General features: G+C 67.4%; 19 protein-coding genes. 9 read left to right on the top strand and 10 right to left on the bottom strand.

The genetic code is table 11. The features are described 5' to 3' along the window. The first annotated feature begins 145 nt into the window (after positions 1-145). The 3 genes from ACWPXE_RS18670 (at position 146) to clpA (ending at position 3748) form a co-directional block, all read left to right on the top strand. Positions 146-631, top strand: a complete 486-nt coding sequence (locus ACWPXE_RS18670) for a phasin family protein (RefSeq protein ID WP_237904087.1) — start codon at positions 146-148, stop codon at positions 629-631. Positions 632-1097: 466 nt separating this feature from the next. Continuing rightward, positions 1098-1424 carry an ATP-dependent Clp protease adapter ClpS gene (clpS, locus tag ACWPXE_RS18665; protein WP_035672033.1) on the top strand — a complete coding sequence of 109 codons (327 nt, stop codon included), beginning with the start codon at positions 1098-1100 and terminating at the stop codon, positions 1422-1424. An 8-nt stretch (positions 1425-1432) separates the two neighbouring features. Next, positions 1433-3748, top strand: a complete 2316-nt coding sequence (gene clpA / locus ACWPXE_RS18660; RefSeq protein WP_035672029.1) for an ATP-dependent Clp protease ATP-binding subunit ClpA — start codon at positions 1433-1435, stop codon at positions 3746-3748. A gap of 78 nt (positions 3749-3826) precedes the next feature. On the opposite strand, the gene ACWPXE_RS18655 is transcribed toward clpA, so the two are convergent. Continuing rightward, complete coding sequence (locus ACWPXE_RS18655; protein WP_454018978.1) at positions 3827-4018, bottom strand: YegP family protein; 192 nt, start codon at positions 4016-4018, stop codon at positions 3827-3829. Positions 4019-4172: 154 nt separating this feature from the next. On the opposite strand from ACWPXE_RS18655, the gene ACWPXE_RS18650 reads away from it, so the two are divergent. Next, positions 4173-5285 (top strand): CaiB/BaiF CoA transferase family protein, encoded by a 1113-nt coding sequence (locus ACWPXE_RS18650; RefSeq protein WP_454018977.1) that lies wholly within the window; start codon positions 4173-4175, stop codon positions 5283-5285. A 3-nt stretch (positions 5286-5288) separates the two neighbouring features. On the opposite strand, the gene ACWPXE_RS18645 is transcribed toward ACWPXE_RS18650, so the two are convergent. Then, the gene (locus tag ACWPXE_RS18645; protein WP_454018976.1) at positions 5289-6599 is read right to left on the bottom strand and encodes a pentapeptide repeat-containing protein; all 1311 of its coding nucleotides are present in this window, start codon (positions 6597-6599) and stop codon (positions 5289-5291) included. Between the two features lie 180 nt (positions 6600-6779). Here ACWPXE_RS18645 and ACWPXE_RS18640 point away from each other — a divergent pair, with 180 nt between their 5' ends. Next, the gene (locus ACWPXE_RS18640; RefSeq protein WP_119509153.1) at positions 6780-7256 is read left to right on the top strand and encodes a nucleoside deaminase; all 477 of its coding nucleotides are present in this window, start codon (positions 6780-6782) and stop codon (positions 7254-7256) included. A 21-nt stretch (positions 7257-7277) separates the two neighbouring features. On the opposite strand, the gene ACWPXE_RS18635 is transcribed toward ACWPXE_RS18640, so the two are convergent. Both ACWPXE_RS18635 and ACWPXE_RS18630 read right to left on the bottom strand, forming a co-directional pair. Then, complete coding sequence (locus ACWPXE_RS18635; protein ID WP_454018975.1) at positions 7278-8480, bottom strand: GNAT family N-acetyltransferase; 1203 nt, start codon at positions 8478-8480, stop codon at positions 7278-7280. An 89-nt stretch (positions 8481-8569) separates the two neighbouring features. Then, a complete protein-coding gene (locus ACWPXE_RS18630; protein WP_137140093.1) occupies positions 8570-9037 on the bottom strand; it encodes a RidA family protein in 468 nt (155 codons plus the stop codon). Positions 9038-9445: 408 nt separating this feature from the next. On the opposite strand from ACWPXE_RS18630, the gene ACWPXE_RS18625 reads away from it, so the two are divergent. Beyond that, the gene (locus tag ACWPXE_RS18625) at positions 9446-11311 is read left to right on the top strand and encodes a flagellin N-terminal helical domain-containing protein (RefSeq protein WP_454018974.1); all 1866 of its coding nucleotides are present in this window, start codon (positions 9446-9448) and stop codon (positions 11309-11311) included. 89 nt (positions 11312-11400) lie between these two features. Here the strand turns inward: ACWPXE_RS18625 and ACWPXE_RS18620 are convergent, their stop codons facing one another. Beyond that, a complete protein-coding gene (locus ACWPXE_RS18620) occupies positions 11401-13020 on the bottom strand; it encodes a S10 family peptidase (RefSeq protein WP_454018973.1) in 1620 nt (539 codons plus the stop codon). 200 nt (positions 13021-13220) lie between these two features. Here ACWPXE_RS18620 and ACWPXE_RS18615 point away from each other — a divergent pair, with 200 nt between their 5' ends. Further along, positions 13221-13703 carry a bacteriohemerythrin gene (locus ACWPXE_RS18615; RefSeq protein WP_454018972.1) on the top strand — a complete coding sequence of 161 codons (483 nt, stop codon included), beginning with the start codon at positions 13221-13223 and terminating at the stop codon, positions 13701-13703. Between the two features lie 112 nt (positions 13704-13815). Here ACWPXE_RS18615 and ACWPXE_RS18610 read toward each other — a convergent pair whose 3' ends face one another. Continuing rightward, positions 13816-17535: a vitamin B12-dependent ribonucleotide reductase gene (locus ACWPXE_RS18610; RefSeq protein ID WP_454018971.1), complete on the bottom strand. Its 3720-nt coding sequence runs from the start codon at positions 17533-17535 to the stop codon at positions 13816-13818. Between the two features lie 529 nt (positions 17536-18064). Between ACWPXE_RS18610 and ACWPXE_RS18605 the strand changes: the two genes are divergently transcribed. Beyond that, positions 18065-18562 (top strand): PRC-barrel domain-containing protein, encoded by a 498-nt coding sequence (locus ACWPXE_RS18605; protein ID WP_454018970.1) that lies wholly within the window; start codon positions 18065-18067, stop codon positions 18560-18562. 50 nt (positions 18563-18612) lie between these two features. Here the strand turns inward: ACWPXE_RS18605 and ACWPXE_RS18600 are convergent, their stop codons facing one another. From ACWPXE_RS18600 to ACWPXE_RS18590, 3 genes are all read right to left on the bottom strand, one after another. After that, positions 18613-19077 (bottom strand): bacteriohemerythrin, encoded by a 465-nt coding sequence (locus tag ACWPXE_RS18600; RefSeq protein WP_454018969.1) that lies wholly within the window; start codon positions 19075-19077, stop codon positions 18613-18615. A 98-nt stretch (positions 19078-19175) separates the two neighbouring features. Continuing rightward, positions 19176-20189 carry a DUF6352 family protein gene (locus ACWPXE_RS18595; RefSeq protein WP_454018968.1) on the bottom strand — a complete coding sequence of 338 codons (1014 nt, stop codon included), beginning with the start codon at positions 20187-20189 and terminating at the stop codon, positions 19176-19178. A 118-nt stretch (positions 20190-20307) separates the two neighbouring features. Next, positions 20308-21249, bottom strand: coding sequence for an alpha/beta fold hydrolase (locus tag ACWPXE_RS18590; protein WP_454018967.1), 942 nt, complete (start codon positions 21247-21249; stop codon positions 20308-20310). Between the two features lie 141 nt (positions 21250-21390). Between ACWPXE_RS18590 and ACWPXE_RS18585 the strand changes: the two genes are divergently transcribed. Beyond that, on the top strand, positions 21391-22011 hold the full coding sequence (locus ACWPXE_RS18585; protein ID WP_454018966.1) for a septal ring lytic transglycosylase RlpA family protein: 621 nt from the start codon (positions 21391-21393) through the stop codon (positions 22009-22011). Here the strand turns inward: ACWPXE_RS18585 and ACWPXE_RS18580 are convergent. Then, positions 22008-22829 carry an SDR family NAD(P)-dependent oxidoreductase gene (locus tag ACWPXE_RS18580; RefSeq protein WP_454018965.1) on the bottom strand — a complete coding sequence of 274 codons (822 nt, stop codon included), beginning with the start codon at positions 22827-22829 and terminating at the stop codon, positions 22008-22010. The genes ACWPXE_RS18585 and ACWPXE_RS18580 overlap by 4 nt on opposite strands. Positions 22830-23122: the final 293 nt, after the last annotated feature.

The raw sequence follows: 23122 nt of genomic DNA, 5'->3' as shown, positions 1-23122 counted from the left end.
TTTCTCCTGCCTTAAGTTTAGCCATGCTGCATTGCAGCATCGACCCGACGCCCGAAGCCACGGGGTCGCTGGTCGGATCATCCGCGCGGTCGCCAATCGGTGGGTCCGGCGCGGGTCAACCCGATGAAATTCGAGGAGCCGTTCCATGACCGACAAGTTCGCCGCCGCCACCAAGACCTTCGAAGACGCCGTGTCCGCCGCCAAGCTGAACGTGGACGGCCTGGTCAAGTCCCAGCAGGAGCAGTTCGAGAAGGCCTCGGCGCAGATCCTGAAGGGCTTCGACGAGCTGACCGCCCTGACCAAGGGCAACGTCGACGCCGTCGTGAAGTCGGGCACCATCGTCGCCAAGGGCGCCGAGGAAGCCGGCAAGCAGGTCGCCTCCTTCACCCAGTCCTCGCTGGAGAAGAGCGCCGCCACCGGTAAGGCCCTGCTGGCCGTCAAGACCATCCAGGAGCTGGTCGAGCTGCAGAGCAGCTTCGCCAAGGCGAGCTTCGAGACCTTCGTCAAGGAGAGCGCCAAGCTGCAGGAGCTGTCGCTGAAGACCGCCAAGGACGCCTTCGCGCCGATCAACGACCGCCTCCAGGTCACGGTCGAGACGCTGTCCAAGCCGGTCGCGGCGAAGGCCGCCTGATTCAGGCCGGCCCCAGACGTCAGCCTGAGACAAAATGACCCGGAGCCAGCAATTCCACAGACCCGGTCGCGAGGCCGGGGCGGCTCCCCCCTCCATCGCCCCCGGGACGCAACCGTCCGGGGGCATGGACGGCGCAAGGCGGTACCGCTTTAAATCCTGCCGCCTCACGGCATTGTGAAGTTCCGGGAAAGCCCGGCGGTGCAGACCGCCGGGCTTGTTTGTTTTCGGGCGATGGGCATCTACAGGATGCCGGCATCGGGCGCCGGCCGTGCTATTTTTGGCACGCCGGTGCGGCAGTTCTGCCGCAAAGCGGATGTTTTCCACCAATTCCGGGGTAGCCGGGCAGGTTTCGTTCCGAATGGGCCTCTCCCAAATGGGGACTCACCGAAAACGGCCCCTTCCCACCGCGCCCGGAGTTCTCATATCATTCATGCGACGTACATCGCGATGCTGACCTGTTGAGACCATGGCCGAAAACGACAAACACGGCGACGAGGGCACCACTACGGGCGTGGTCATCAAAACCAAGCCTAAGACTAAAAAGCCCTCGATGTATAAGGTCTTGATGTTGAACGACGACTACACACCTATGGAATTCGTCGTTCATGTCTTGGAGCGCTTCTTTGCGAAGTCGCGCGAGGAGGCGACACGGATCATGCTGCATGTGCACCGGCGGGGTGTGGGCTTGTGCGGCGTGTTCACCTACGAAGTGGCGGAGACGAAAGTCACGCAGGTGATGGACTTTGCGCGCCAGAACCAGCACCCGCTGCAATGTACGCTAGAAAAGGATTAAGGCCACAGATGCTGTCGCGTAACTTGGAACAGACGCTGCACCGAGCCCTGGCCCATGCGAACGAGCGCAGGCACGAATACGCGACGCTCGAACACTTGCTGCTCGCATTGACCGAGGATGCCGATGCAATGGCCGTCTTGCGCGCTTGTGGGGTCGATCTGGACCGCCTGCGCGCCGAACTCTCGGATTACCTCGACAACGAGCTTGCGAACCTGATCACGAACAGGCCCGATGATGCGAAGCCGACGGCTGGCTTCCAGCGGGTGCTGCAACGCGCGGCCATCCACGTCCAGTCGTCGGGACGTGAAGAGGTGACGGGAGCAAATGTGCTCGTCGCCCTGTTCTCTGAACGCGAAAGCCACGCGGTCTATTTCCTGCAGGAGCAGGAGATGACCCGTTTCGACGCGGTGAACTACATCTCTCACGGAATCGCGAAGGCCCCGGGCCGCTCGGAAGCGAAGCGCGTTACCGGAGCCGACGAGGACGCGGCGGCGGAGAAGGTCGTGAAGAAAGGCAGCGAAGCCCTAGAGGCTTATTGCGTCAACCTGAACAAGAAGGCGGCCAGCGGGAAGATCGATCCGCTGATCGGACGGGAGCAGGAGGTCGAACGGACCATCCAGATCCTGTGCCGGCGGTCGAAGAACAACCCGCTGTATGTCGGTGACCCCGGTGTCGGCAAGACCGCCATCGCCGAGGGGCTGGCCCGCCGCATCGTCCATGGCGAGGTTCCGGAGGTGCTGAAGGGCGCCACCATCTTCGCGCTCGACATGGGCTCCCTGCTCGCCGGTACGCGGTACCGCGGCGACTTCGAAGAGCGCCTCAAGGCCGTCGTCTCCGAACTGGAGGCCACGGAAGGTGCCGTCCTCTTCATCGACGAGATCCACACGGTCATCGGCGCCGGTGCGACCTCGGGCGGTGCGATGGACGCCTCGAACCTGCTGAAGCCGGCCCTCGCCTCCGGCTCGCTGCGTTGCATCGGTTCGACGACCTACAAGGAATACCGGAACTATTTCGAGAAGGACCGGGCGCTCGTCCGGCGCTTCCAGAAGATCGACGTCAACGAGCCGACGGTCGAGGATGCGATCAAGATCCTCCAGGGGATCAAGACCTACTACGAAAAGCATCACCGGGTGAGCTACACCAACGACGCGATCCGTTCGGCGGTGGAGTTGTCCGCGAAGTACATCGGCGACCGCAAGCTGCCGGACAAGGCCATCGACATCATCGACGAGGTCGGCGCCGCGCAGATGCTGCTGCCGGAGAACAAGCGGAAGAAGAAGATCTCCGTCAAGGACGTGGAGGCGGTGGTCGCCAAGATCGCTCGCATCCCGCCGAAGTCGGTCAGCCGCGACGACAAGGAGACGCTCCTCAACCTGGAGCGCGACCTGAAGACCATGGTCTTCGGCCAGAACAAGGCCATCGACGCGCTGGTCTCCGCCATCAAGCTGGCCCGTGCCGGCCTGCGCGAACCGGAGAAGCCGATCGGCAACTACCTGTTCACCGGCCCGACCGGCGTCGGCAAGACCGAGGTGGCCCGCCAGCTCTCCCTCACGCTGGGCATCGAGCTGACCCGCTTCGACATGTCGGAGTACATGGAGCGGCACACCGTCTCCCGCCTGATCGGCGCCCCTCCGGGCTATGTCGGGTTCGACCAGGGCGGCCTGCTGACCGACGCCATCGACCAGCATCCCCATTGCGTGCTGCTGCTCGATGAAATCGAGAAGGCGCATCCGGATCTGTTCAACATCCTGTTGCAGATCATGGATCACGGTAAGCTGACCGACCACAACGGCAAGACGGTGGACTTCCGCAACGTCATCCTCATCATGACCTCCAACGCGGGCGCCTCGGACATGGCCAAGCCGGCCATCGGCTTCGAGCGCGAGCGTCGGGTCGGCGAGGACATGGAAGCGGTGGAGAAGCTGTTCACGCCGGAGTTCCGCAACCGTCTGGATGCGATCATCCCCTTCGCGCCGCTGACCCAGGAGGTCATCAACCGCGTGGTGGACAAGTTCATCATGCAGATGGAAGCGCAGCTCGAGGACCGCGGCGTCACGATCGAACTCGACGATCAGGCTCGCGAGTGGCTGGGCAAGAAGGGCTACGACCCGCTCTACGGCGCGCGTCCGCTGGGCCGCGTGATCCAGGAGCACCTGAAGAAGCCGCTGGCGGAGGAGCTGCTGTTCGGCAAGCTCGCCAAGGGCGGCCTGGTCAAGGTCACCGTGAAGGACGACAAGCCCGCCTTCGACTACACCGAGGGGTCGCGCAAGCGGCGCTCCGGCGACGAGGACGAGGACGAGGTCGTGCACGAACTGGCGGAATGACGCCGGTTCGCACGGAACGCGAAAAAGGGGGCCGCAAGGCCCCCTTTCTTTTTGCCCGGCTGTTGGATCGCCGAGCGATCACTCCTCGACCAGAACGACCGCGTCGTTGGAACTCTTCATCAGGGTGATCCCGTGCAGACAGTCGCGCTCGGCCGTGTAGCCCTCGCTGCTGACGGCGATGGTCTCGCCGTTGGCGGCGTGGAAGGTCCAGCGCCATTCGTTGCGGTGATCCTTGTAGACCCTGTACTTGGGAGCCTTGCCCGTGGACATGTTTTCCTCCTCGCCGTTGGTCTGATACGGACGGTGGAGGCGGCACGAATGTGAAGGGCGGACGGTTGCATTCCCGATGCCGCATCACGGACACTCCTCCCAGGCGGCACCCCCAAAACAAAGCACGCCGAAACGAAGAATGAGGAAACGCACCATGCCCCTGCCCTTCCTGAGCGGACTGCGCATCATCGATCTCGGCCAGTATCTGCCGGGTCCCTACGCCGCCCAGATGCTGGCCGACCTCGGCGCCGAGGTGGTGAAGGTGGAGCCGCCGAGCGGCGACCCGCTGCGCCAGATGGGCCCCACCGACGCCGACGGCACGACCGCCGCCTACAAGCTGCTGAACGCTGGCAAGACCATCATCCGCCTGAACCTGAAGGACGAGGGCGACCGCACCGCCTTCGAGACGCTGATCGCCAGGGCCGACGCCCTGGTGGAAAGCTACCGCCCCGGCGTGCTCGACAAGCTGGGGGTCGGCCACGCCCGGCTGCGCGCGCTGAACCCGCAGCTGGTCCACGCCAGCCTGTCCGGCTGGGGCAGCAGCGGCCCCTACGCCCGGCGGGCCGGCCATGACCTGAATTATATGGCGGTCGGCGGCGGCCTGGATTCCTCGGGCACGCCGGACCGCCCCTCGATCAGCCACCCGCCGGTCGCCGACTTCGCGTCGGCCCAGCAGGCGGCGCTGGCGGTGGTCGCCGCCCTGTTCGGGCGCCAGCGCAGCGGCGAGGGTTGCTTCCTCGACCTGTCGATCATGGAGACGGTGCTGGGCTGGCAGGGCTTCAACCTGACCGCCGATGCCCGCGGCGAGGTCCCGGCCCGCGGCGAGGCGCTGCTGTCGGGCGGAGCCGCCTGCTACCGCATCTATCGCACCGCCGACGGCCGCTTCGCCACCCTGTCGGCGCTGGAGGCCAAGTTCTGGCAAGGCTTCTGCGAGGCGGTGGGACGCCCCGACTGGATCGCTCGGCAAGCCGACCCGTTGCCCCAGACCTCCCTGATCGCGGAGGTGGACGCCCTGTTCGCCAGCCGCAGCCTCGCCGACTGGAAGGCGCTGCTCGACCCCGTGGACTGCTGCTTCGAGGCCCTGCCGACGCTGGCGGAGATGCCGGAGCATCCGCACATCGCCGCCCGCGGCCAAGTCCGCGTCACGCCGGGGCCGGAGCCGCTGGTGGAGACCTTGATGGGCCTGCGCGTCGATGGCGGTGCTCCGCCCGAGCGTACCCCTTTGCGCGAGTCCACCGCCGCCGCGGTGCTCGCCGCCTGGACGTAAAGCCTACAGGGCGATGAGGGGCCCGCCGCCGTCGCGCGGCGGCCGCGCGTCCAGCGGGCCGCGGCGGGCACCCATCAGGCTGGCCTTCGACAGGTTCGCCGCCGCGTCGTCGCAGCCGCGCAGGTCGGCGGAGGCGAGGTTGGCCATCTCGAAGCTGGCGCCAGCCAGCTTGGCCCCGGTCAAGCGGGCGCCGCGCAGGTCGGCAGCGGCCAGCGTGGCGTTCGTCAGGTTAGCGGGCCAGCTCCGCCCGGTTGGGGTACCGTCCGGGTTGCGCAGGTCCACCGTGCCGAGATCGGCGCCGTGGAGATCCACCCCGGTCAGATCGGCCCCGCTCAGGTTCGCCCCGGTCAGCACCGCCTGGTCCAGCCGCGCCCGGCGCAGGGTGGCACCGCCGAAATCGGCCAGCGAGAGCGAGGCGTTGGACAACCGGGCCTCGTCCAGGTTTGCGTCGCGGAACACCCCGCCCGACAGGTCGCAGGCGGTGAGGTCCAACCCGCGCAGGTCCATCCCGGTGAGGTCCGCCCGCAGCCCGGCCCCGCCGCCGCTGTTGATCCACAGGATGTGGGCGTCCAGCACGCTGCGCACCAGCATCGGCAGAGCGTCGGCGTTCCTCATATAGACGGCACCGCTGAGGTTGGCGCCTTGCGTGTCCGCCACGGTCAGGTCGACGTTGCGCAGGGTCGCCTCGCGCAGGTCGGCGTTGCGCAGGATGGCGCGGGTCAGGTTGGCGCCGTTCAGCACGGCGCGCTTCATCTTGGCCCCGCTGAAGTTCGCCTCGGTCAGGTCGGCCCCGGCCAGATTGGCGGCGAACAGGTTGGCGTTGCTGAAGTCGCCGCCCGCCGTCGAGGCGTTGGCCAGTTCGGCGTGGCTGAGGTCGGCGCCCTTGAAATTGATGCCGTCCATCCGCGCGTCCGTCAGGTTGGCGGGCCGCCGCTCCTCCTCGTCCTCGCGCCCGGCGCGGTGGACCATGATCTGGCCAGGGCGCAGATCGGCTCCCTCGAAGTCGGTGCGGGTCAGGTCGGCCTTCAGGAAGTTCGTCCCGCGCAGGTCCGCCCGCGCGAAGGAGGAGCCCACCAGCTTCGCCCGGCTGAAATTCGCCCCGAACAGGTCGGACATGGCGAAGCTGACCTCCTCAAGCTGGGCATCGGAGAAGTTGCCCTGGGTGAGGATGGCCGTTTGCAGGTTGAAACCCTTCAGCCGGAGCCTCGACAGATCGACGCCCTTCGCCTGAAGGCGCACACCGCCCGGCTTCAGTTTGAGATAGAATAGATGGTCCCGCACCTGCTTCAGGAATTCCATGGTGCGGTCGGTCATCGGGCGGGTCCGTCGGTCGGCTGGTCCCGCCCACACTACGCTTTGCGCATGGGCAGTAAAGGAGAAATCCCCAATCGTCCGCCACCCCTGCAATGCCGGGGGCGCATGCCGGACCGGGGTCATAAGGCAGTCTCTAAACCATTGAACGAAAACGCGGTTAGGGTTTGGGAGAGAGGAAGCATGACGAGTTTCGACACGGAGTGCCTGCGCCGCGCCATCGCGCTCAGCCGCACACACATGCAGGGCAACGCCGGCGGCCCCTTCGGCGCGGTCATCGCGCGGGACGGCCGGATCATCGGCGAGGGGTGGAACTGCGTGACCTCCAGCAACGACCCGACGGCGCACGCCGAGGTCGTCGCGATCCGCAACGCCTGCCGCGATCTCGGCAGCTTCAGCCTCGCCGGGGCGACCGTCTACACGAGTTGCGAGCCCTGCCCGATGTGCCTGTCGGCGATCTACTGGGCGCGGATCGAACGCATCGTCTACGCCAACGCGCGCGACGACGCGGCGTCCATCGGTTTCGACGACGCCTTCCTATACACGGAAATCGCCCTGCCGCTGGAACAGCGGGCGATCCCCATGCAGCGTTTGCTGGCCGACGAGGCGCGCGCCGTCTTCGACGAATGGGCCGCCCGGCCCGATCGCGTTCCCTACTGATCCGGCCTTACTGATCCGGCCCTATTGCTCCGACACGCCATCCTGGCGGTAGGGTGACAGTTCCATCAGCGCCTCCCGCTCCGCTGCCACGCTAGGCCGCTCGCGGCGCAGGTAATCGGCGATGGCACGGTGGAAGCCGGGGTCGGCCACCCAGTGGGCGCTGTAGGTCGGCACCGGCAGATAGCCGCGCTGGATCTTGTGCTCCCCCTGGGCGCCCGCCTCGACCCGGCCGAGGCCGCGCTCGATGGCAAAGTCCAGCGCACGGTAATAGCACGCCTCGAAATGCAGGAAGCGGTAGCTGCCGTCGGATCCCCAGTTGCGGCCATAGAGGGCGTCGGCCCCGATCAGATTCAGGGCGCCGGCCACCCACTCCCCGTTGTCCTCGCACATCACCAGCATGACCCGGTCGGCCATGGTCTCGCCCAGCAACCGGAAGAAGGCGCGGTTCAGATAGCCGCCGCCCCATTTGCGGTCGGCGGTCTCCAGATAGAAGCGGTGGAAGGCGTCCCAATGCTCCGACTTCAGGTCGGCGCCGGTCAGGCTGTGCAGCCGGACGCTGCTCTCCGCCACCTCGCGCCGTTCCTTGCGGATGGCCTTGCGCTTGCGGCTGTTCAAGGTTCCCAGGAAATCGTCGAAGCTGGCGTAGCCACGGTTTTCCCAATGATACTGCACGCCTTCGCGGAGCAGCCAGCCGGCCTCGCCGAGGCGGCGCCAGTCACCCTCCTCCGGAAAGGTGACGTGGACGGAGGAGACGCCGTAGCGCCGCGCCACCTCCTCCATCCCTTGGATCAGGGCGCCGGCGACCGCGTCCATCCCCTGGGTCGAGGCGCCGGGCCGGACGAGCAGGCGCGGCCCCGGCACCGGGGTGAAGGGCACGGCGCACTGCAGCTTCGGGTAATATTGCCCGCCCGCCCGCTCATAGGCGTGCGCCCAAGCATGGTCGAAGACATACTCGCCGTAGGAATGGTTCTTCAGATAGAGCGGCACTGCCCCCATGATCCGCCCCGCCCCGTCGAGGGCGGCGAGGTGGCTGGGCTGCCAGCCGGTGCGGCCGATGGCCGACCCCGATTCCTCCAGCGCCAGCAGGAAGGCGTGGCTGAGAAACGGGTTGTCCGGCCCGGCGCAGGCGTCCCATTCCCGGGGGTCGGCCAGACCGATGCCGGTCAGAACCTTGACGGTGATGGCCTCCCCGGCGCCGGGGCCGATGTCCTTGCCGTCGGGCATGCTCTCTCCTTCACGGATACGCCGAGGGAGGTGGGCGCTTTTCCGCGCCGCGGCAAGAGGCTGGCCCCTCCCCCGGCCGGACCCCCGGATCAGGCCAGTTCGAGGATGGCGTCCACCTCGACCGCCACGTTGCCGGGGAGCGACGGGGCGCCGACCGCGGCGCGGGCATGCTTCCCGGCGTCGCCGAACACCTGCATCATCAGCTCCGACGCGCCGTTGATGACCAGCGGCTGGTCGTGGAAGTCCGGGGTGCCGTTGACGAAGCCGCCCAGACGCAGCACACGCACCACCCGGTCGAGATCGCCGCCGCAGGCCGCCTTCGCCTGGGCGATGATGTTCAGCGCGCACAGCCGCGCCGCCTGCTGGCCCTGCTCCACCGTGAAGTCCTGGCCCAGCTTGCCGATGAAGCGGCGCTCGCCGTTCCACACGGTGACCTGCCCCGACACGTAGAGCGTGTTGCCCGACTGGGTGTAGGGCACATAGGCCGCCACCGGGGCCGCCGCCTGCGGCAGCTCGATCCCCAACTCCTTCAGCCGCGCCTCGATGCGTCCGGCCATGCTTCATCCCTCCGTCTTCGTTGCGGGCGCCGAGAACGCCGCGATGGGTGGCGCCCCGATGGGCGCGACAGCCCGACGATAGCCCCCTCCGCCGCCGTCACCAAGGGCTTACCGGCACCCTTCGCACACGGTCCGACCGACCCCCAACTGGGTAGTTTTGTCCCGGGGTCCGAGGCGCAACACCCTTTCTGCCCGGCAAAACTTTCCGCCGCCCTAGGAAGGGCCGTCCGGCCAACCAAAACCGAATCGTCGGGCACGCTCCATAAATGTCTTTTCAGAACAGTAAGTTATCGGGATTTTTAGGAACTGGCACGGGTCTTGATAGAGGAGGACCGCGCAAATGCACGTTGCCTCGCTTCGGTTTCAAGCACCAGCCGCGGGGCGAGCCTCAGAAGGAGACTTGGAACCATGGCCATCAACGACGTCACTCTCACCGCGTCAATGCGCACGAATCTGCTGCAACTGCAGGGCGTGAACGAAAAGATCGGTGTCAAGCAGAACATCCTCTCGACCGGCAACAAGATCAATTCGGCGCTCGATGGCCCGACTTCGTTCTTCGCAGCGAAGAGCCTGACCCAGCGCGCCGGTGACCTGTCGTCGTTGAAGGACGCCATGGGTCAGTCGATCAGCACCATCAAGGCCGCCGACAAGGGCGTGACCGCGATCGAAAGCATGATCGAGCAGGCGCGCGGCCTGACCACCGCCGCCTATTCCGCGCTCGGCACCGACGCCGGCTCCGTCGCCACCCGCAAGACGCTGTCCGCCCAGTTCAACGCGCTGAAGGAGCAGATCGACAAGCTGGCCGGCGACAGCGGCTATGCCGGCAAGAATCTGCTGGCCGGCAACGGCCTGCGGCTGGACTCCACCAGCGAGTCGCGCCGCGCCGTCAACACCATCCAGGGCATCGAGAACGCCCGCATCACCAACGTGGTGGCGACCGACACCTACACGGTGCGCGTCAAGGGCGACGGCTCCATCGAGGGCGCGGCCGGCGAGATCAACAGCGCCGAAATGGCCCACGGCCTAGTCGGCCTGAAGCTGTCCGGCACGATGACCACCTCGCTCGGCAGCTTCTCCGACGTGCAGATCGAGGTCCGTGGCGCCTCGGGCCGCGAGCGGTCGTTCATCATCACGGACGGCAACGAGTCGCGCACGATCACCTACTTCGACAACAGCCAGACGATGGCTGCCAACACGACGAGGACGGCCTCGACGGGTACCGCGCAGGTCACCAATGTGACGCTGGGCGGCACGATCGAAGCCGGTGACAGCTTCACCATCACCGTCGAAGACCAGACCTTCACCTACACCGCCACCGCCGGCGACGTGGCGATCGGTCAGACCGCGCGCAACAACATCGCCAACCAGCTTAAGGCGTCGATCAACAGCGCGCTGGGCGCCAACGGCCGCCTCAGCGGCAAGGACGTCCAGACCGTCACGGTCGGCTCGACGGGCACGATCACGCTGTCCGGCGCGACGACGACCAATGCCGCCCGCGAGATGACGGTCAAGGCGACCGCCGAGAACGCCCTGACCAAGCGCATCTCCGAGAGCTTCGCGTCGGGCACCATCGTGTCCTTCACGGTCGACCGCAAGCTGCTGGAGCAGGCTGCCAACGCCGGCAACGGCATCTCGACGATCGAGAAGAAGGTCGACATCCAGATCCAGGTCAGCAACCTGAGCGGCGCCACGGTGACCCGCGACGGCATGTCCAAGCGCGGCGAGGGCAAGCTGTCGGACGGCGAGAACGCCTTCGCGTTCGACACCGGCACGGTGCGCTTCAACGTCGATCAGAAGAGCATCAAGCAGGCGGCGGCGGCCAACTCCGCGGCCAACCTGGTCTCGGTGCAGGTGACCGACGCCAACACCTCCAACGATCTGACGGTGCAGCTCAACGAGCGCAACACCAACGCGATCACGGTGAAATCGCAGAACCTGAGCACCAGCGGCCAGGGCCTGCGCATCGACTACGCGCAGAACGACTGGACCGACCGCGCCGACATCGACAAGGCGGTCGCCAGCATCGACTACGCGAAGCAGAACCTGCGGTCGGCTTCTCAGACGCTGTCGACCAACCTGAACATCATCACGACCCGCGAAACCTTCACCAAGGAGTTCAGCGACGTGCTGGTCGAAGGCGCCAACAAGCTGACGCTGGCCGACCAGAACGAGGAAGGCGCCAGCCTGCTGATGCTGCAGACCCGTCAGCAGCTCGGCACCATCGCCCTCTCGCTGGCCAACCAGTCGCAGCAGTCGATCCTGCGTCTGTTCTAACCGGCAAGGTCCAGCCGGCGACCACAGGCCGAGGCAAGGCATTGCGCAGCAGGCGCCCCAACCGGGGCGCCTGTTTCCTTTTGGCCGCCTTACCGCAGGGCGGCCTCGATCAGGGTCCGCGCGTCGGCGGCCAGCTTCGCCCGCTCCGGCGCGCGGGTGTACATCATGTGCCCCCCCTCATAGACCGTCACGGCGACCCGGTCGGCCTGCCCGTCCGGCAGCTCCAGGCGGGACGCCACCCAGCGCGACGCCATGTAGGGGGTGATGAGGTCGGTGCGCCCATGGGCGATCAGCACCCGCAACGCGGGCTGCAAGGTCAGGGCGGCCTGGAGGTCGTCCACCGCGCTGGGCTGGCCGGAGCGCGGCCATTCCCAGCCCCGGTTCACCCGGTCGCTGAGCAGCTCGAAGGGCACCTCCGTCCGCACGCCCAGCCACTCGTGGGCGTAGGCGGCGAAGGCGGTGGTGTAGGTCGGCACCGTGCCCTTCAGGAAGGGATCGAAGGGAAGGCGCGCCGCCGACGGATCGGGGTCCGCGGCGGTGAAGGTGCCGTCGTAGACGCTGGCGACCCGCCCCTTCCCACGCAGCAGCTCGCGGGCAAAGATGTCGGTGGGGATCTCGCCGCGGAAGCGGGTCACCAGCTCCTCCGGCAGGCCGATGGTCCGCGCCACCTCGGCGAAGAAGCCCTGCGCCGCGCCGGGCCGGCGGTAGTCCAGCCCGGCCAGCCCGGTGAGGTATCCGGTGAAGGCGTAGCGCTCGGCCGCCGCCGCCGCCTGCTCCGGGGTGCCGGCAACCAGACCGTTGGCGGCGGCCGAAGCGGCGTAGGCGGGCAGCCGCAGCGCCGGCACCAGAAGCCCGCCGCCGCCGCGGATGGTGGCGAAATCAACCACCGGCGACACCATGATCAGCCCGTTGACCGCGATGCCGGTGTCGTCGATCAGCCGGTTGGCCATCTTGGCGATGCGGAAGCCGCCATAGCTTTCCCCCACCAGGAACTTCGGCGACTCCCAGCGGCCGTTGCGGGTCAGCCAGAGCCGGACGATCTCGACCATGGCCCGGCTGTCGGCATCGACCGACCAGAAGCGCTTGCCAGGGTCCCCGTCCCGCCGCGCGCCCTCCTCCTTTCCACCGTCACGCCGGATGCCGCGGCTGTAGCCGGTGCCGACCGGATCGACGAAGACCAGATCGGTGAAGGCCAGCCAGCTGTCCGGATTGTCCAGCAACGGGGCCGGTGGCCGGGTCAGCGACCCGTCGTCGTTGAAGCCGACCACCTTCGGCCCCAAGGCCCCCAGATGCAGATAGGCCGAGGATGCCCCCGGCCCGCCGTTGAACACGAAGGCGACCGGCCGCTGGCCGCGCGGCGCCCCGTCCAGCGTGCCCCCATCCAGCGTATAGGTGACGGTGAAGACACGGGCCGCCGCCTCCTCGCGCGGACCGTCGCGCAGGGGCAGGAATTCCGCCACCGCCGTATAGGCGAGCGGTCCGGATGGCAAGGGCAGTTGGTGCTTGGTCTCGCTGCGCTGGGCGTCGAACCCGCCGGCGCGGTCCGCCGGCTTCGGGGCGCCCTGGTTCTGTTCGTTCCGGGCCGGAGTGTTCTGGGCCGGAGTATTCTGGGGCGCCGCGTCCTGAGCACCCGCGACATGGAGCGGCGGCAGCGCCAGCGCGGCGAGCAATGGCAGAAGGCGGAGGCGGCGGTTCATGGCACGTCGCATGGCGCATCCCGTCGGCTGTGTCGTCACAGCCCCGCATATTGACCCTCACCCGGTGTCCGGCAAGGACACAGACCTTCTGTCGCGCGCCTCGGATCTCTATCAAAACCGCGACAATTTATCTCAATTCAAACCATTGATGCACATACGACCGTGTTTATGATGCCCAGGCTTCCACCACCTTAAGCCGAGTCATCGCGATCATGGACATGCCCGCCGAGAATTTTCAGGATCTCGTCTGGAGCGACGATCTTGCGTTGGGCGTCGAGCATATCGACGAGCAGCACAAGCATTGGATCGAACTGGTCCAGGCCTTCCATGTCGCCGTCGCCGAAGGCCGCTCCCGCGAGGAGGTCTACCGGACGCTGGCCGATGCGGTGGTCTATACGGAGATTCACTTCGCGAGCGAGCAGAAGGTGATGGAGGAGGCCGGCTATCCTTTCCTGGCCGACCATCTGGTCCAGCATTCCCTGGCCTGGGAGCAGTTGCACGCCTTCACCACCGGCAACGTGCCGGAGGAGAACATCGCCGAGTATCTGGCGACCTTCCTGCCGCAATGGCTGATGCTGCACATCAACTCCGCCGACCGCCAGTTCGCCCGCTGGCTGAAGGAGCGCGACGCCGTCCCGGTGGAGCTGGCCGACGCCCAGCTGTCCGGACGCGTCTTCCCCAACATCCCGGTCTGAACCCGCCGGAGCGCGCTCTCACCGGAGCCCGCACAAAAAGGCCGCATGAAAAAAGGGGAGGTCCGAGGACCTCCCCTTTTCCACGCCATGCCGGGGATGGAACCGGCTGGCCTCAGCTGCAGCCCGTGGTGGAGCCGCAGGTGTCGCACTTCAGGCAGGTGCCGTTGCGGACAAGCGTCATGTTGCCGCACTCCCCGCACTGATCCCCCTCGTAGCCGCGGGCGCGAGCCTCGCGGATGCGGTCGTAGCGCTGGTCGCTGTTGCTGCCGCCGTAGGCCGTCCCGGTGGTGCCGCCGACCGGGGCCGTGCCGCCGGCATGGACCACCGCGGCGCCGACCGCCGGGCTGGAGGCCACCGCCGCATGGGCGGCGGACGCCGTGGCCTGGACCGCTGTGCCGGTGGCGGCCAGGGCCGCCGCCGCAGAGACCCGCTGGGTCTGCCCGCCGTTCAGGACGCGCAGGTTGTTGCGGACGTAGCCGGTGGACGCGACCTTGCGGACGATGTCCGACGGCTGGACCGCGCCGGTCTCCGGCAGGTCGCCCTGCTTGTCGCCGCTGCCGACCGTGAAGGGCACCAGATCCTCCGGCGTGGCGTGCGCCAGATCGGTGCGGCCCAGGTAGGAGATGGCGATCTCGCGGAAGATATAGTCGATGACCGAGGTCGCCATCTTGATGGTGTCGTTGCCGGTCACCATGCCCGACGGCTCGAAGCGGGTGAAGGTGAAGGCCTCCACGAACTCTTCCAGCGGCACGCCGTACTGCAGGCCGATCGACACCGCGATGGCGAAGTTGTTCATCAGCGAGCGGAAGGCGGCGCCCTCCTTGTGCATGTCGATGAAGATCTCGCCGATGCGGCCGTCCTCATACTCGCCGGTGCGCAGGTAGATCTTGTGGCCGCCGACGGTCGCCTTCTGGGTGTAGCCCTTGCGGCGGTGCGGCAGGCGCTCGCGCTCGGTGCGCTTGCGCTCGATGATGCGCTCCACGACCTTCTCGACGATGCGCTCGGACACCATCTGGGTGCGGGCCGCGTTGGCCGCCTCGACGATCTCCTCGACCGCGTCCTCCTCGTCGTCCAGCAGGGCGGCGGAGAGCGGCTGGCTCAGCTTGGAGCCGTCGCGGTACAGCGCGTTGGCCTTGATGCCCAGGCGCCAGGACAGCAGGTAGGCGTCCTTGCACTCCTCGACCGTCGCCGTGTTCGGCATGTTGATGGTCTTGGAGATGGCGCCGGAGATGAAGGGCTGCGAGGCGGCCATCATGGTGATGTGCGATTCCCAGGACAGGAAACGCTTGCCGATGCGGCCGCAGGGGTTGGCGCAGTCGAACACCGGCAGATGCTCGTCCTTCAGGAAGGGCGCGCCCTCCAGCGTCATGGCGCCGCAGCAGAAGGTGTTCGCCGCCTCAAGCTCGGCCTTGGTGAAGCCGAGAGCGGTCAGCAGGTCGAAGCCCGGCGCGTCCATCTGCTCGGCGGGGATGCCCAGCGTGTCGACGATGACGTCGGCGCCGACCGTCCAGCGGTTGAAGGCGAACTTGATGTCGAAGGCGGTGGCGAGGTTGCCCTCCAGCTTCTCCAGCACCTCGGCCGGGAAGCCCTTGGCCGCCAGAGTCTCGTGGTTGACACCCGGCGCGCCCTTCAGCGTGCCGTGGCCGACCGCGTAGCGCTCGATCGCGGCGATCTCGTCGGCGGTGTAGCCCAGCGTGCGCAGAGCCTCCGGCACCAGACGGTTGACGATCTTGAAGTAGCCGCCGCCGGCCAGCTTCTTGAACTTCACCAGCGCGAAGTCCGGCTCGATGCCCGTGGTGTCGCAATCCATGACCAGACCGATGGTGCCGGTCGGGGCGACCACCGTGGCCTGGGCGTTGCGGAAGCCGTGCTGCTCGCCCAGCTCCAGCGCCATGTCCCAGGCGCGGACGGCGGCCATCGCCAGTTCCTGCTCCGGGCACTCGTCGGCGACGAAGGGCACCGGCTTGACCGACAGGCCCTCGTAACCCTCCATCTCGCCGCAGGCGGCGCGGCGGTGGTTGCGGATGACCCGCAGCATGTGGTCGCGGTTCTGCTCATAGGCCGGGAAGGCGCCCAGCTCCTGCGCCATCTCGGCGGAGGTGGCGTAGGCGACGCCGGTCATCACCGCGGAAATGGCGGCGCAGTAGGCGCGGCCTTCCGCCGAGTCGTAGGACAGGCCCGACGCCATCAGCAGGCCGCCGAGATTGGCGAAGCCCAGGCCCAGCGTGCGGAACTCGTAGGAAAGCTGGGCGATCTCCTTGGACGGGAACTGCGCCATCAGCACGGAGATTTCCAGCACCATGGTCCACAGGCGGCAGGCATGCTCGAACGCCTCGACGTCGAAGGAACCATCCTTCAGACGGAACGACATCAGGTTCAGCGAGGCGAGGTTGCAGGCCGTGTCGTCGAGGAACATGTACTCCGAGCACGGGTTCGAGGCGTTGATGCGCCCCGAGGCCGGGCAGGTGTGCCAGTCGTTGATCGTCGTGTCGAACTGCACGCCCGGATCGGCGCAGGCCCAGGCGGCGTAGCCGACCTTGTCCCACAGGTCGCGGGCGCGGAGCTTGCGATGGACCGTGCCGTCGGTGCGGCGGATCAGGCTCCACTCGTCGTCGTTCAGGACGGCCTGGATGAAGTCGTCGGAGATGCGCACCGAGTTGTTGGAGTTCTGGCCGGCCACCGTCAGGTAGGCGTCCGAGTCCCAATCGGTGTTGTAGGTCTTGAACTCGATGCTGGTGAAGCCCTGGCCGGCGAACTGGATCACGCGCTGGACGTAGTTCTCCGGCACCTGCGCCTTGCGGGCGGCGACGATGGCCTTCTTCAGCTCCTTGTTGACCTTCGGGTCCTGGCCGTTCTGGGCGGCGGCCATGATCGCGGTCAGGTGCTCGCGGCAGATCTTGGAGCCGGTGACGAGGGCGGCGACCTTCTGCTCCTCGGTCACCTTCCAGTCGATGTAGGCCTCGATGTCCGGGTGGTCCATGTCCACCGTGACCATCTTGGCAGCACGGCGGGTGGTGCCGCCCGACTTGATGGCGCCCGCCGCGCGGTCGCCGATCTTCAGGAAGCTCATCAGGCCCGACGACTTGCCGCCGCCGGCCAGCTTCTCACCCTCGCCGCGCAGGCGGGAGAAGTTGGAGCCGGTGCCCGAACCGTACTTGAACAGGCGCGCCTCGCGGACCCACAGGTCCATGATGCCGCCCTCGTTCACCAGATCGTCGGCGACGGACTGGATGAAGCAGGCGTGCGGCTGCGGGTGCTCGTAGGCCGAGGCGGAGGAGGTCAGCAGGCCGGTCTTGAAATCGACGTAGAAATGGCCCTGGCTCGGGCCGTCGATGCCGTAGGCCCAGTGCAGGCCGGTGTTGAACCACTGCGGGCTGTTCGGGGCCGCCATCTGGGCGGCCAGCATGAAGCGCATCTCGTCGAAGAAGGCGCGGGCGTCGGCTTCGGTGTCGAAATAGCCGCCCTTCCAGCCCCAGTAGGTCCAGGTGCCGGCCAGACGGTCGAAGACCTGCTTGGCCGACTTCTCGCCGGAATAGCGCTTCTCCTTCGGCAGCGCCGCCAGAGCCGATTCATCGGCGGTCTTGCGCCACAGCCAGGACGGAACGGTGTTCTCCTCGACCGCCTTCAGGGCGACCGGAACGCCGGCCTTGCGGAAATACTTCTGGGCCAGGATGTCGCTGGCGACCTGGCTGTAATTCTCGGGAACCTCGATGTCCGTCTGCTGGAAGACCACAGAGCCGTCAGGGTTGCGGATCTCGCTCGTCGTGCGGCGGAAGCCGAGAGCGGCGTAAGCATCCTGACCCTCTTTCGTGAAACGACGCTGGACCCGCATGTGACTCGTGCTCCCTCTGGCTGGCGAACAAAGGTGTCGCGCTCCGTGCGGCGCAGCTCGCGCTGGCTGACGAACGCAACACCCTGTATGTTGGTGCGCATCCTAGCCTCAAGCTTTAGGCCAAGCAAGACCCGGCCCAAGATATTGTGTGCTTGACGCGGGCCTACCTCCTAGATATGGCGCGTCAGGTCAACGGACCAAGCCGCCGCGGGTTCCCGAGAAAAATCGCCCCACCCCCACATCTAGTCCCGCGCCGAACGCCTCCGGCGCCCGATTCCTGTAAGGAATCCGTCACTTTCGCGGGCTCATCGGACCCCTCCGACTGCAGGAGCCACGGGGGGCGAATCGGCGGTACACCCTTCTCCGGCCTCCCATACCCGCCAACCCACTTTTGCCCGCTGGACCGGTCCCGTGGCGAGGCACCCGGACGGCGCCCCGAGTCGCCCCACGATGTCACAGGCGGTCCCGCGTGACCTTTCCCGCTCCCTCCGGTTGGAAGGGTCGGTTTCGTGCAACGAGGAGACCTTCCATGCACAAGACGGTGATCGCGACCCTGTCCGCCCTGGCGCTGACGACCGGCGTCGCCGCGGCCCAGACCGGCACCGGCGGTTCGGCACAAACCCCGGGCGCCCAGGCCCCGAACTCGGTCATTATGGACCAGGGGCAGAGCGCCCGACCGGCCGGCCCCACAAGCGGAGCCCCGGCCAGCGCCAGCGTCGAGCATCTGATGAGCCGCACGGTGATCGGCGCCGACGGCGAGAAGGTCGGCAAGGTGTCCGACGTGATCCTCGGCCCGGACGGCAACGCACAGCTCCTGGTGATTCAGAGCGGCGGTTTCCTCGGCATTGGCGGCAAGGAGATCGCCGCGGACATCGCGCTGGCCGACGTGCTTCCGGGCAACGGCCCAATTACGCTGCGCGACGTCACTCAGGCGAGCGTGCGCGACATGCCGGAGTTCCAGTACAGCGACAGCATGACCTCGCTGAACCGCGGCCCGAAGCACAGCGGCGAGTCGAACAAACAGTAACCATCAGGTGACACCGCCCCTCTCCCACCGTGGGAGAGGGGCTTTGCCCTTTACGCCTCCACCCCGCGCTCGCGCAGGTAGGCGCCCAGCTTGGTGTCCACGCCCAGAATGTGGCCGGACAGCCATTTGGCGAGGAAGCCGAGCACGAAGGCGCCCTTTTCCCCACCCGCATCCAGCGCGCTGTTTACGTCGTGCAACTGGCGGACGAAGCTATCGTGCAGCGCCTTGTGGGCGGCGTAGTCGGGATAGCCGTGCTCGCGCATCAGCGTCTCTTCCCGGTCGAAATGGGTGTCGGTGTAGTCGAGCAACTCCCCCAGCACGTCCTGGATCTCGCTGTCGGCGCGGAACGCGTTCACCGCGGTGACGAACTCGTTGAACAGCTCGAACAGGCGCTTGTGGTCAGCGTCGATCATGGCGTTCCCGACGCCGAAGCCGTCCTGCCACGCCATCGTCTCCCAACGCGGGTCGGCAAGGTTCGGCTTCATCGTCTTCGGCTGCGTTGTGTTTAATTGCATGACGTTTCCCCCTTCAGGAAACATCCTTATAAGCCGCCGCCCACCCGCAGCCGGGGCGGCAGATAGTCACACTGACAGTATGGCTATAGGATTGCCGGTCAGTTCATCTGAGCCAGCGGCAGGTTGACCAGCAGATTCTGCGGCTTCAGGCGCAGCTTGCGGTCGGCGGTCATCGCCAGGGCCAGATAGACGGGCCGCCCGGCGATGTCGGCGCGCATCGCCGCGGAATCGGCGAACTCGAGCCGGAACAGCGACAGGATGCGGGCCAGCCGTTCCTCCCCCACCTCGGCCCCGTTGTAGAGGTCGTTGAGGATCGCCGTGGCCTCCCCGTCCAACCCGACATGCCAGACCCAGCGCTCGTCGCTGATCCGCTGCACCGGCTGGATCGACACCGCTACCCCCAGGAAATGCCGCACCCAGCCCTCCAGGACACGGCACAGCGCGTCGAGACCGGCCGCGGCGAAGGTCACGTCCAGCACGGTGTCGTGCCGCGAATCGCGCTCCCAATAGCGGGGGTGGTTGGTCTCGTCGAGGACGTCAAGATCGACGGAGCGCGGGGCAGTCCCGGCCTCCACCACCAGCCGGCCCAGGCTGCCGAAGCCGCCGGTCGCGGCCAGCATCTCCACCGTCTCGCTGTCAGCCAGCCGGACGCGCCCGTCGTCCACCGACACGGTCTGGGGCCGGAAGAACAGTTCGCCCGCCCGCGCGCGCAGGCCCGACGGTGTGCCGTCCAGAATGTTGCGCAGGATCACATGGGCCATCTGGTCGATGAACAGCCCCGGCACGCCCCGCGCGCCCTCGCGGAACAGGCGGAGGTAGCAACCCTCGACCGTACCGGCAGCGAGCAGCCGGTCGCGGAAGCCCAGCCAGACCGTCCAGTTCTCCCGCGCGTCCGCATCGGCCAGCGCCTCCACCATGCCCGGCGGGACGGGGCGGGTGGGATCGTCGAGCAGGCCGGCGAACAGTGCGTGCTCGGTCTCGCAGGCGTCCTCGGGCGGGCGCATCTCCGGCCGCATCAGATAGGCGCGCAGGAAGTCCGGCGTGACCGCCAGCCAGCCGTCGGCGTCGCGCGTCAGCAGATGGAAACCGGACTCTTTCCAGAAATCGGACATGGAAGGCAGACCCTTGAACATAAGAGCGGGCGTGGAAGCAGGCGCAAAGCGTCCCTCATGTGGGCGCGCGGGCGCCCGCGCCAAGGACCTAGCACAGCCCGCCCTACAGATGCCCGGCTTACAGAGGTAGGGCGGCGAGGAAGGCGTCGATGTCCGCCCACACCCGGTCACGGATGTCGTCACGCTCCATCAGCAGCTCGTGCTTGGCGTCGGCATGCTCCTTCAACACGGCGTTGCCCAGCCGGGCGGCGGCCAGCCGGTGCGACTCCGAGCGGACGACAGCGTCGGCGGGGGCGCTCAGCAGCAGAATGGGCGTCGTTACCCGCTCCAGCGGCGCGGTGAAGCGGATGTGGTCGGCAGCGCGCAGGGCCGCCCGCACCCAGCCGAAGCTGACCCCGCCCACCCGCAGTTCGGGCCGGTCGCGGAAGGCGTCGTGGTAGGTGGCGTAGCGGCGAGGGTCCGAAGTGATCGGGTTGACCGGGGTGAACAGCCCCTCCACCGGGTCGTAATCGTGCTGGCCGAAGGCGTATTCGGCGGCCCGCCCACGGGCGCACAGGCGCTCGGCCAGCCAGACCGCCATGCGGCGCGGCACCGGGCCGGTGAAGATGTCGAACATCGGCGCCGTCAGCACCGCAGCGTCGCACAGGGCCGGGTTGCGGAGCAGGGCCATCAGGGCGACCAGCCCGCCCATGCTGTGGGCGACCAGCAGCAGCGGCCCGCGCTGCCGCGGCCTCACCAGCCGCTCCACCACCTCGTCAAGATCGCCGGCCAGCGTGTCGAAGCTGTCCAGGTGATGGATCTGAGGGTTGGGCAGGGGACGGTCGGACAGGCCCTGGTTGCGCCAGTCGAAGGCGAAGACCTCGAAGCCGCGGGCAAGCAGCTCCCCCACCGTCTCGGCGTATTTCTCGATGAACTCCGCCCGGCCGGTCAGCAGCAGCGCGGTGCCGCGCGGCGGGGCTTTGGTGGCCGTCCAATGGGCGGTGCGCAGCCGCGTCCCGTCCCCCATCGTCACCCAGCCGAACCGTGGCTCCACACCCAGATCCGCCACGCTCACGGCCATTCCTGCGCTCTCCATCTTTGAGGGGATGATTGAACCATCATCGGACCGGGCAGGTCCAGCCCACGGCGGCGGTGCCGGTGATCCAGTGGAACCCCCGACCTCCCACGGATGTTGTCCAGGTCCAATGGGAGGTACATTCGAATGCACATGGCGCGTACACTGTCCATGGCGCTCTGCGCCTTGTCCCTGTCCTTGCCTCTGTCCCCCATGGCCGCCCAGGCCCAGCCCTCATCCAAATCACAAAGCCCCAAGGACGCGTCGGTGCCGCCGATCGCCGTGGAACGCACGGACGAGGGCGAACCGGTGATCGTCCATGAGGGCGAGGCGTCTTTCTATGGCGGTTCGTTCCACGGCAAGAAGACGGCCAGCGGCGAGCGTTTCGACCAGAACAAGCCGACCGCCGCCTCGCGCGAGCTGCCGCTGGGCAGCAAGGTCACCGTGACCAACCAGGACAACGGCAAGAGCGTCGACGTCATCGTCAACGACCGCGGCCCCTATGTGGACGGGCGGGTCATCGACCTGTCGAAGAAGGCCGCCAAACAGCTCGACATGATCGAGGACGGCGTGGCCCCGGTCCGCGTCGAGGCCAAGCCGTCCGAACAGCCGACCGAGTCCGTGAAGGAGAAGGTCGAGGCCAAGGCCGAGAAGGCCGACAAGACTCAGGTCGCCGAACAGCCCTCGTCTGACAAGAAAGGGATCGGCGCGGCCCGGTCCGGTTCGTCGCGCGCCGATCAGCAAAGCGGGTCGGGGTCCGACCGCTAAACTTTCTCTCGCGGCGGACGGGCGGTCCTGCGCGCGCGCTGGCCGCGGTCGAAGGCGGCCAGCAGCGCGCCCAGCCCGTCCGACGCCGCGTGGCGTGACCACAGGAAGGGGCGCAGCATGTTGCGGGTGCCGAAGCCGTGCACATGCACCGTGCGGCGCCCCAGCGCCTGCAACCCCTCCCGCGCCACGTCCAGCGGATCGGCAGCCCCCGGCAGGGCGTTCAGGGCGAAGCCGGCGCGCTTGCCGAAGGCGGTGCGGGTGGCGCCGGGGCACAGGACCAGCACATCCACCGGCTTGCGCTTCAGCTCCGTCGCCAGCGCCTCGCCATAGGCCAGGATGAAGCTCTTGCTGGCGCAGTAGGTCCCGAGGAACGGGATCGGCTGGAAGGCCGCCGTGCTCGACAGCAGGATCAGCCCCGCCCGCCGCCCGTCGCGGGCCGCCCGCTCGATCATGCCGGGCAGCAGTGCGCGGGTCAGCACCGTGGTCGCCACCACGTTCAGCTCCACCGTCGTCCGCTCCGCCTCCGGGCTGTTGTCGAGCACCGGCCCGAAGGCGCCGGACCCGGCATTGTTGATGAGCAGATCGATCTCCAGCGTCTCCGCCTTCTGGATCAGGGCGTTCCGCCCCGCGTCAGTGGTCAGGTCGGTGGCCAGCACCTCCACCCGGCGTCCGGTGGCCTCCAGCTCCGTCTTTGCGGTGGTCAGGGCCTCGGCGTTGCGGGCGGCCAGCAGCAGGCCGGTGTCGGCGGACAGGGCACGGGCGAAGCCGGCGCCGATGCCGGAGGTGCCGCCGGTGACCAGCGCGAAGCGGTGGGGCATGGGTCGGATTCCGTCGCGGTTCGGGGGGATGAGAGGTGACGGTTGGCCGCGGCGGCGCGAAGTCAAGCCATCCGCCCCCGAGTCGCCCCGCATTCCGCGGTGCAGCAGGCCGAATTGTCAGTGTACATATTAACTGAAGCCGCTCCGGACTTTTACTGTCACGGAACTGAAATCGCCGGACCAGAGGAAATAGGCAGGACGCCGCGACTGCCTCCTCTTTCGAAAGAGGTTAGCGGTTTTTTCACTTTTTCAGGCGAGTCGTGTTGCCATCACGTGGTTGCAGTGCATATATC

Source organism: Azospirillum sp. Marseille-Q6669, assembly GCF_965111635.1.
The sequence above is the reverse complement of the archived record's forward strand: the minus strand, read 5'-3'. Positions and strand labels throughout refer to the sequence as shown.

Coding starts and splice junctions, on each gene's coding strand:
- ACWPXE_RS18630 (WP_137140093.1), bottom strand. CDS start 9,037: ATGGCCGGACGCATCGAGGCGCGGCTGAAGGAGTTGGGGATCGAGCTG.
- ACWPXE_RS18580 (WP_454018965.1), bottom strand. CDS start 22,829: ATGCCCCACCGCTTCGCGCTGGTCACCGGCGGCACCTCCGGCATCGGC.
- ACWPXE_RS18655 (WP_454018978.1), bottom strand. CDS start 4,018: ATGTCCACGGGCAAGGCTCCCAAGTACAGGGTCTACAAGGATCACCGC.
- ACWPXE_RS18645 (WP_454018976.1), bottom strand. CDS start 6,599: ATGACCGACCGCACCATGGAATTCCTGAAGCAGGTGCGGGACCATCTA.
- clpS (WP_035672033.1), top strand. CDS start 1,098: ATGGCCGAAAACGACAAACACGGCGACGAGGGCACCACTACGGGCGTG.
- ACWPXE_RS18590 (WP_454018967.1), bottom strand. CDS start 21,249: ATGGCCGTGAGCGTGGCGGATCTGGGTGTGGAGCCACGGTTCGGCTGG.
- ACWPXE_RS18650 (WP_454018977.1), top strand. CDS start 4,173: ATGCCCCTGCCCTTCCTGAGCGGACTGCGCATCATCGATCTCGGCCAG.
- ACWPXE_RS18615 (WP_454018972.1), top strand. CDS start 13,221: ATGGACATGCCCGCCGAGAATTTTCAGGATCTCGTCTGGAGCGACGAT.
- ACWPXE_RS18605 (WP_454018970.1), top strand. CDS start 18,065: ATGCACAAGACGGTGATCGCGACCCTGTCCGCCCTGGCGCTGACGACC.
- ACWPXE_RS18620 (WP_454018973.1), bottom strand. CDS start 13,020: ATGCGACGTGCCATGAACCGCCGCCTCCGCCTTCTGCCATTGCTCGCC.
- ACWPXE_RS18610 (WP_454018971.1), bottom strand. CDS start 17,535: ATGCGGGTCCAGCGTCGTTTCACGAAAGAGGGTCAGGATGCTTACGCC.
- ACWPXE_RS18595 (WP_454018968.1), bottom strand. CDS start 20,189: ATGTCCGATTTCTGGAAAGAGTCCGGTTTCCATCTGCTGACGCGCGAC.
- ACWPXE_RS18585 (WP_454018966.1), top strand. CDS start 21,391: ATGCACATGGCGCGTACACTGTCCATGGCGCTCTGCGCCTTGTCCCTG.
- ACWPXE_RS18625 (WP_454018974.1), top strand. CDS start 9,446: ATGGCCATCAACGACGTCACTCTCACCGCGTCAATGCGCACGAATCTG.
- clpA (WP_035672029.1), top strand. CDS start 1,433: ATGCTGTCGCGTAACTTGGAACAGACGCTGCACCGAGCCCTGGCCCAT.
- ACWPXE_RS18640 (WP_119509153.1), top strand. CDS start 6,780: ATGACGAGTTTCGACACGGAGTGCCTGCGCCGCGCCATCGCGCTCAGC.
- ACWPXE_RS18670 (WP_237904087.1), top strand. CDS start 146: ATGACCGACAAGTTCGCCGCCGCCACCAAGACCTTCGAAGACGCCGTG.
- ACWPXE_RS18635 (WP_454018975.1), bottom strand. CDS start 8,480: ATGCCCGACGGCAAGGACATCGGCCCCGGCGCCGGGGAGGCCATCACC.
- ACWPXE_RS18600 (WP_454018969.1), bottom strand. CDS start 19,077: ATGCAATTAAACACAACGCAGCCGAAGACGATGAAGCCGAACCTTGCC.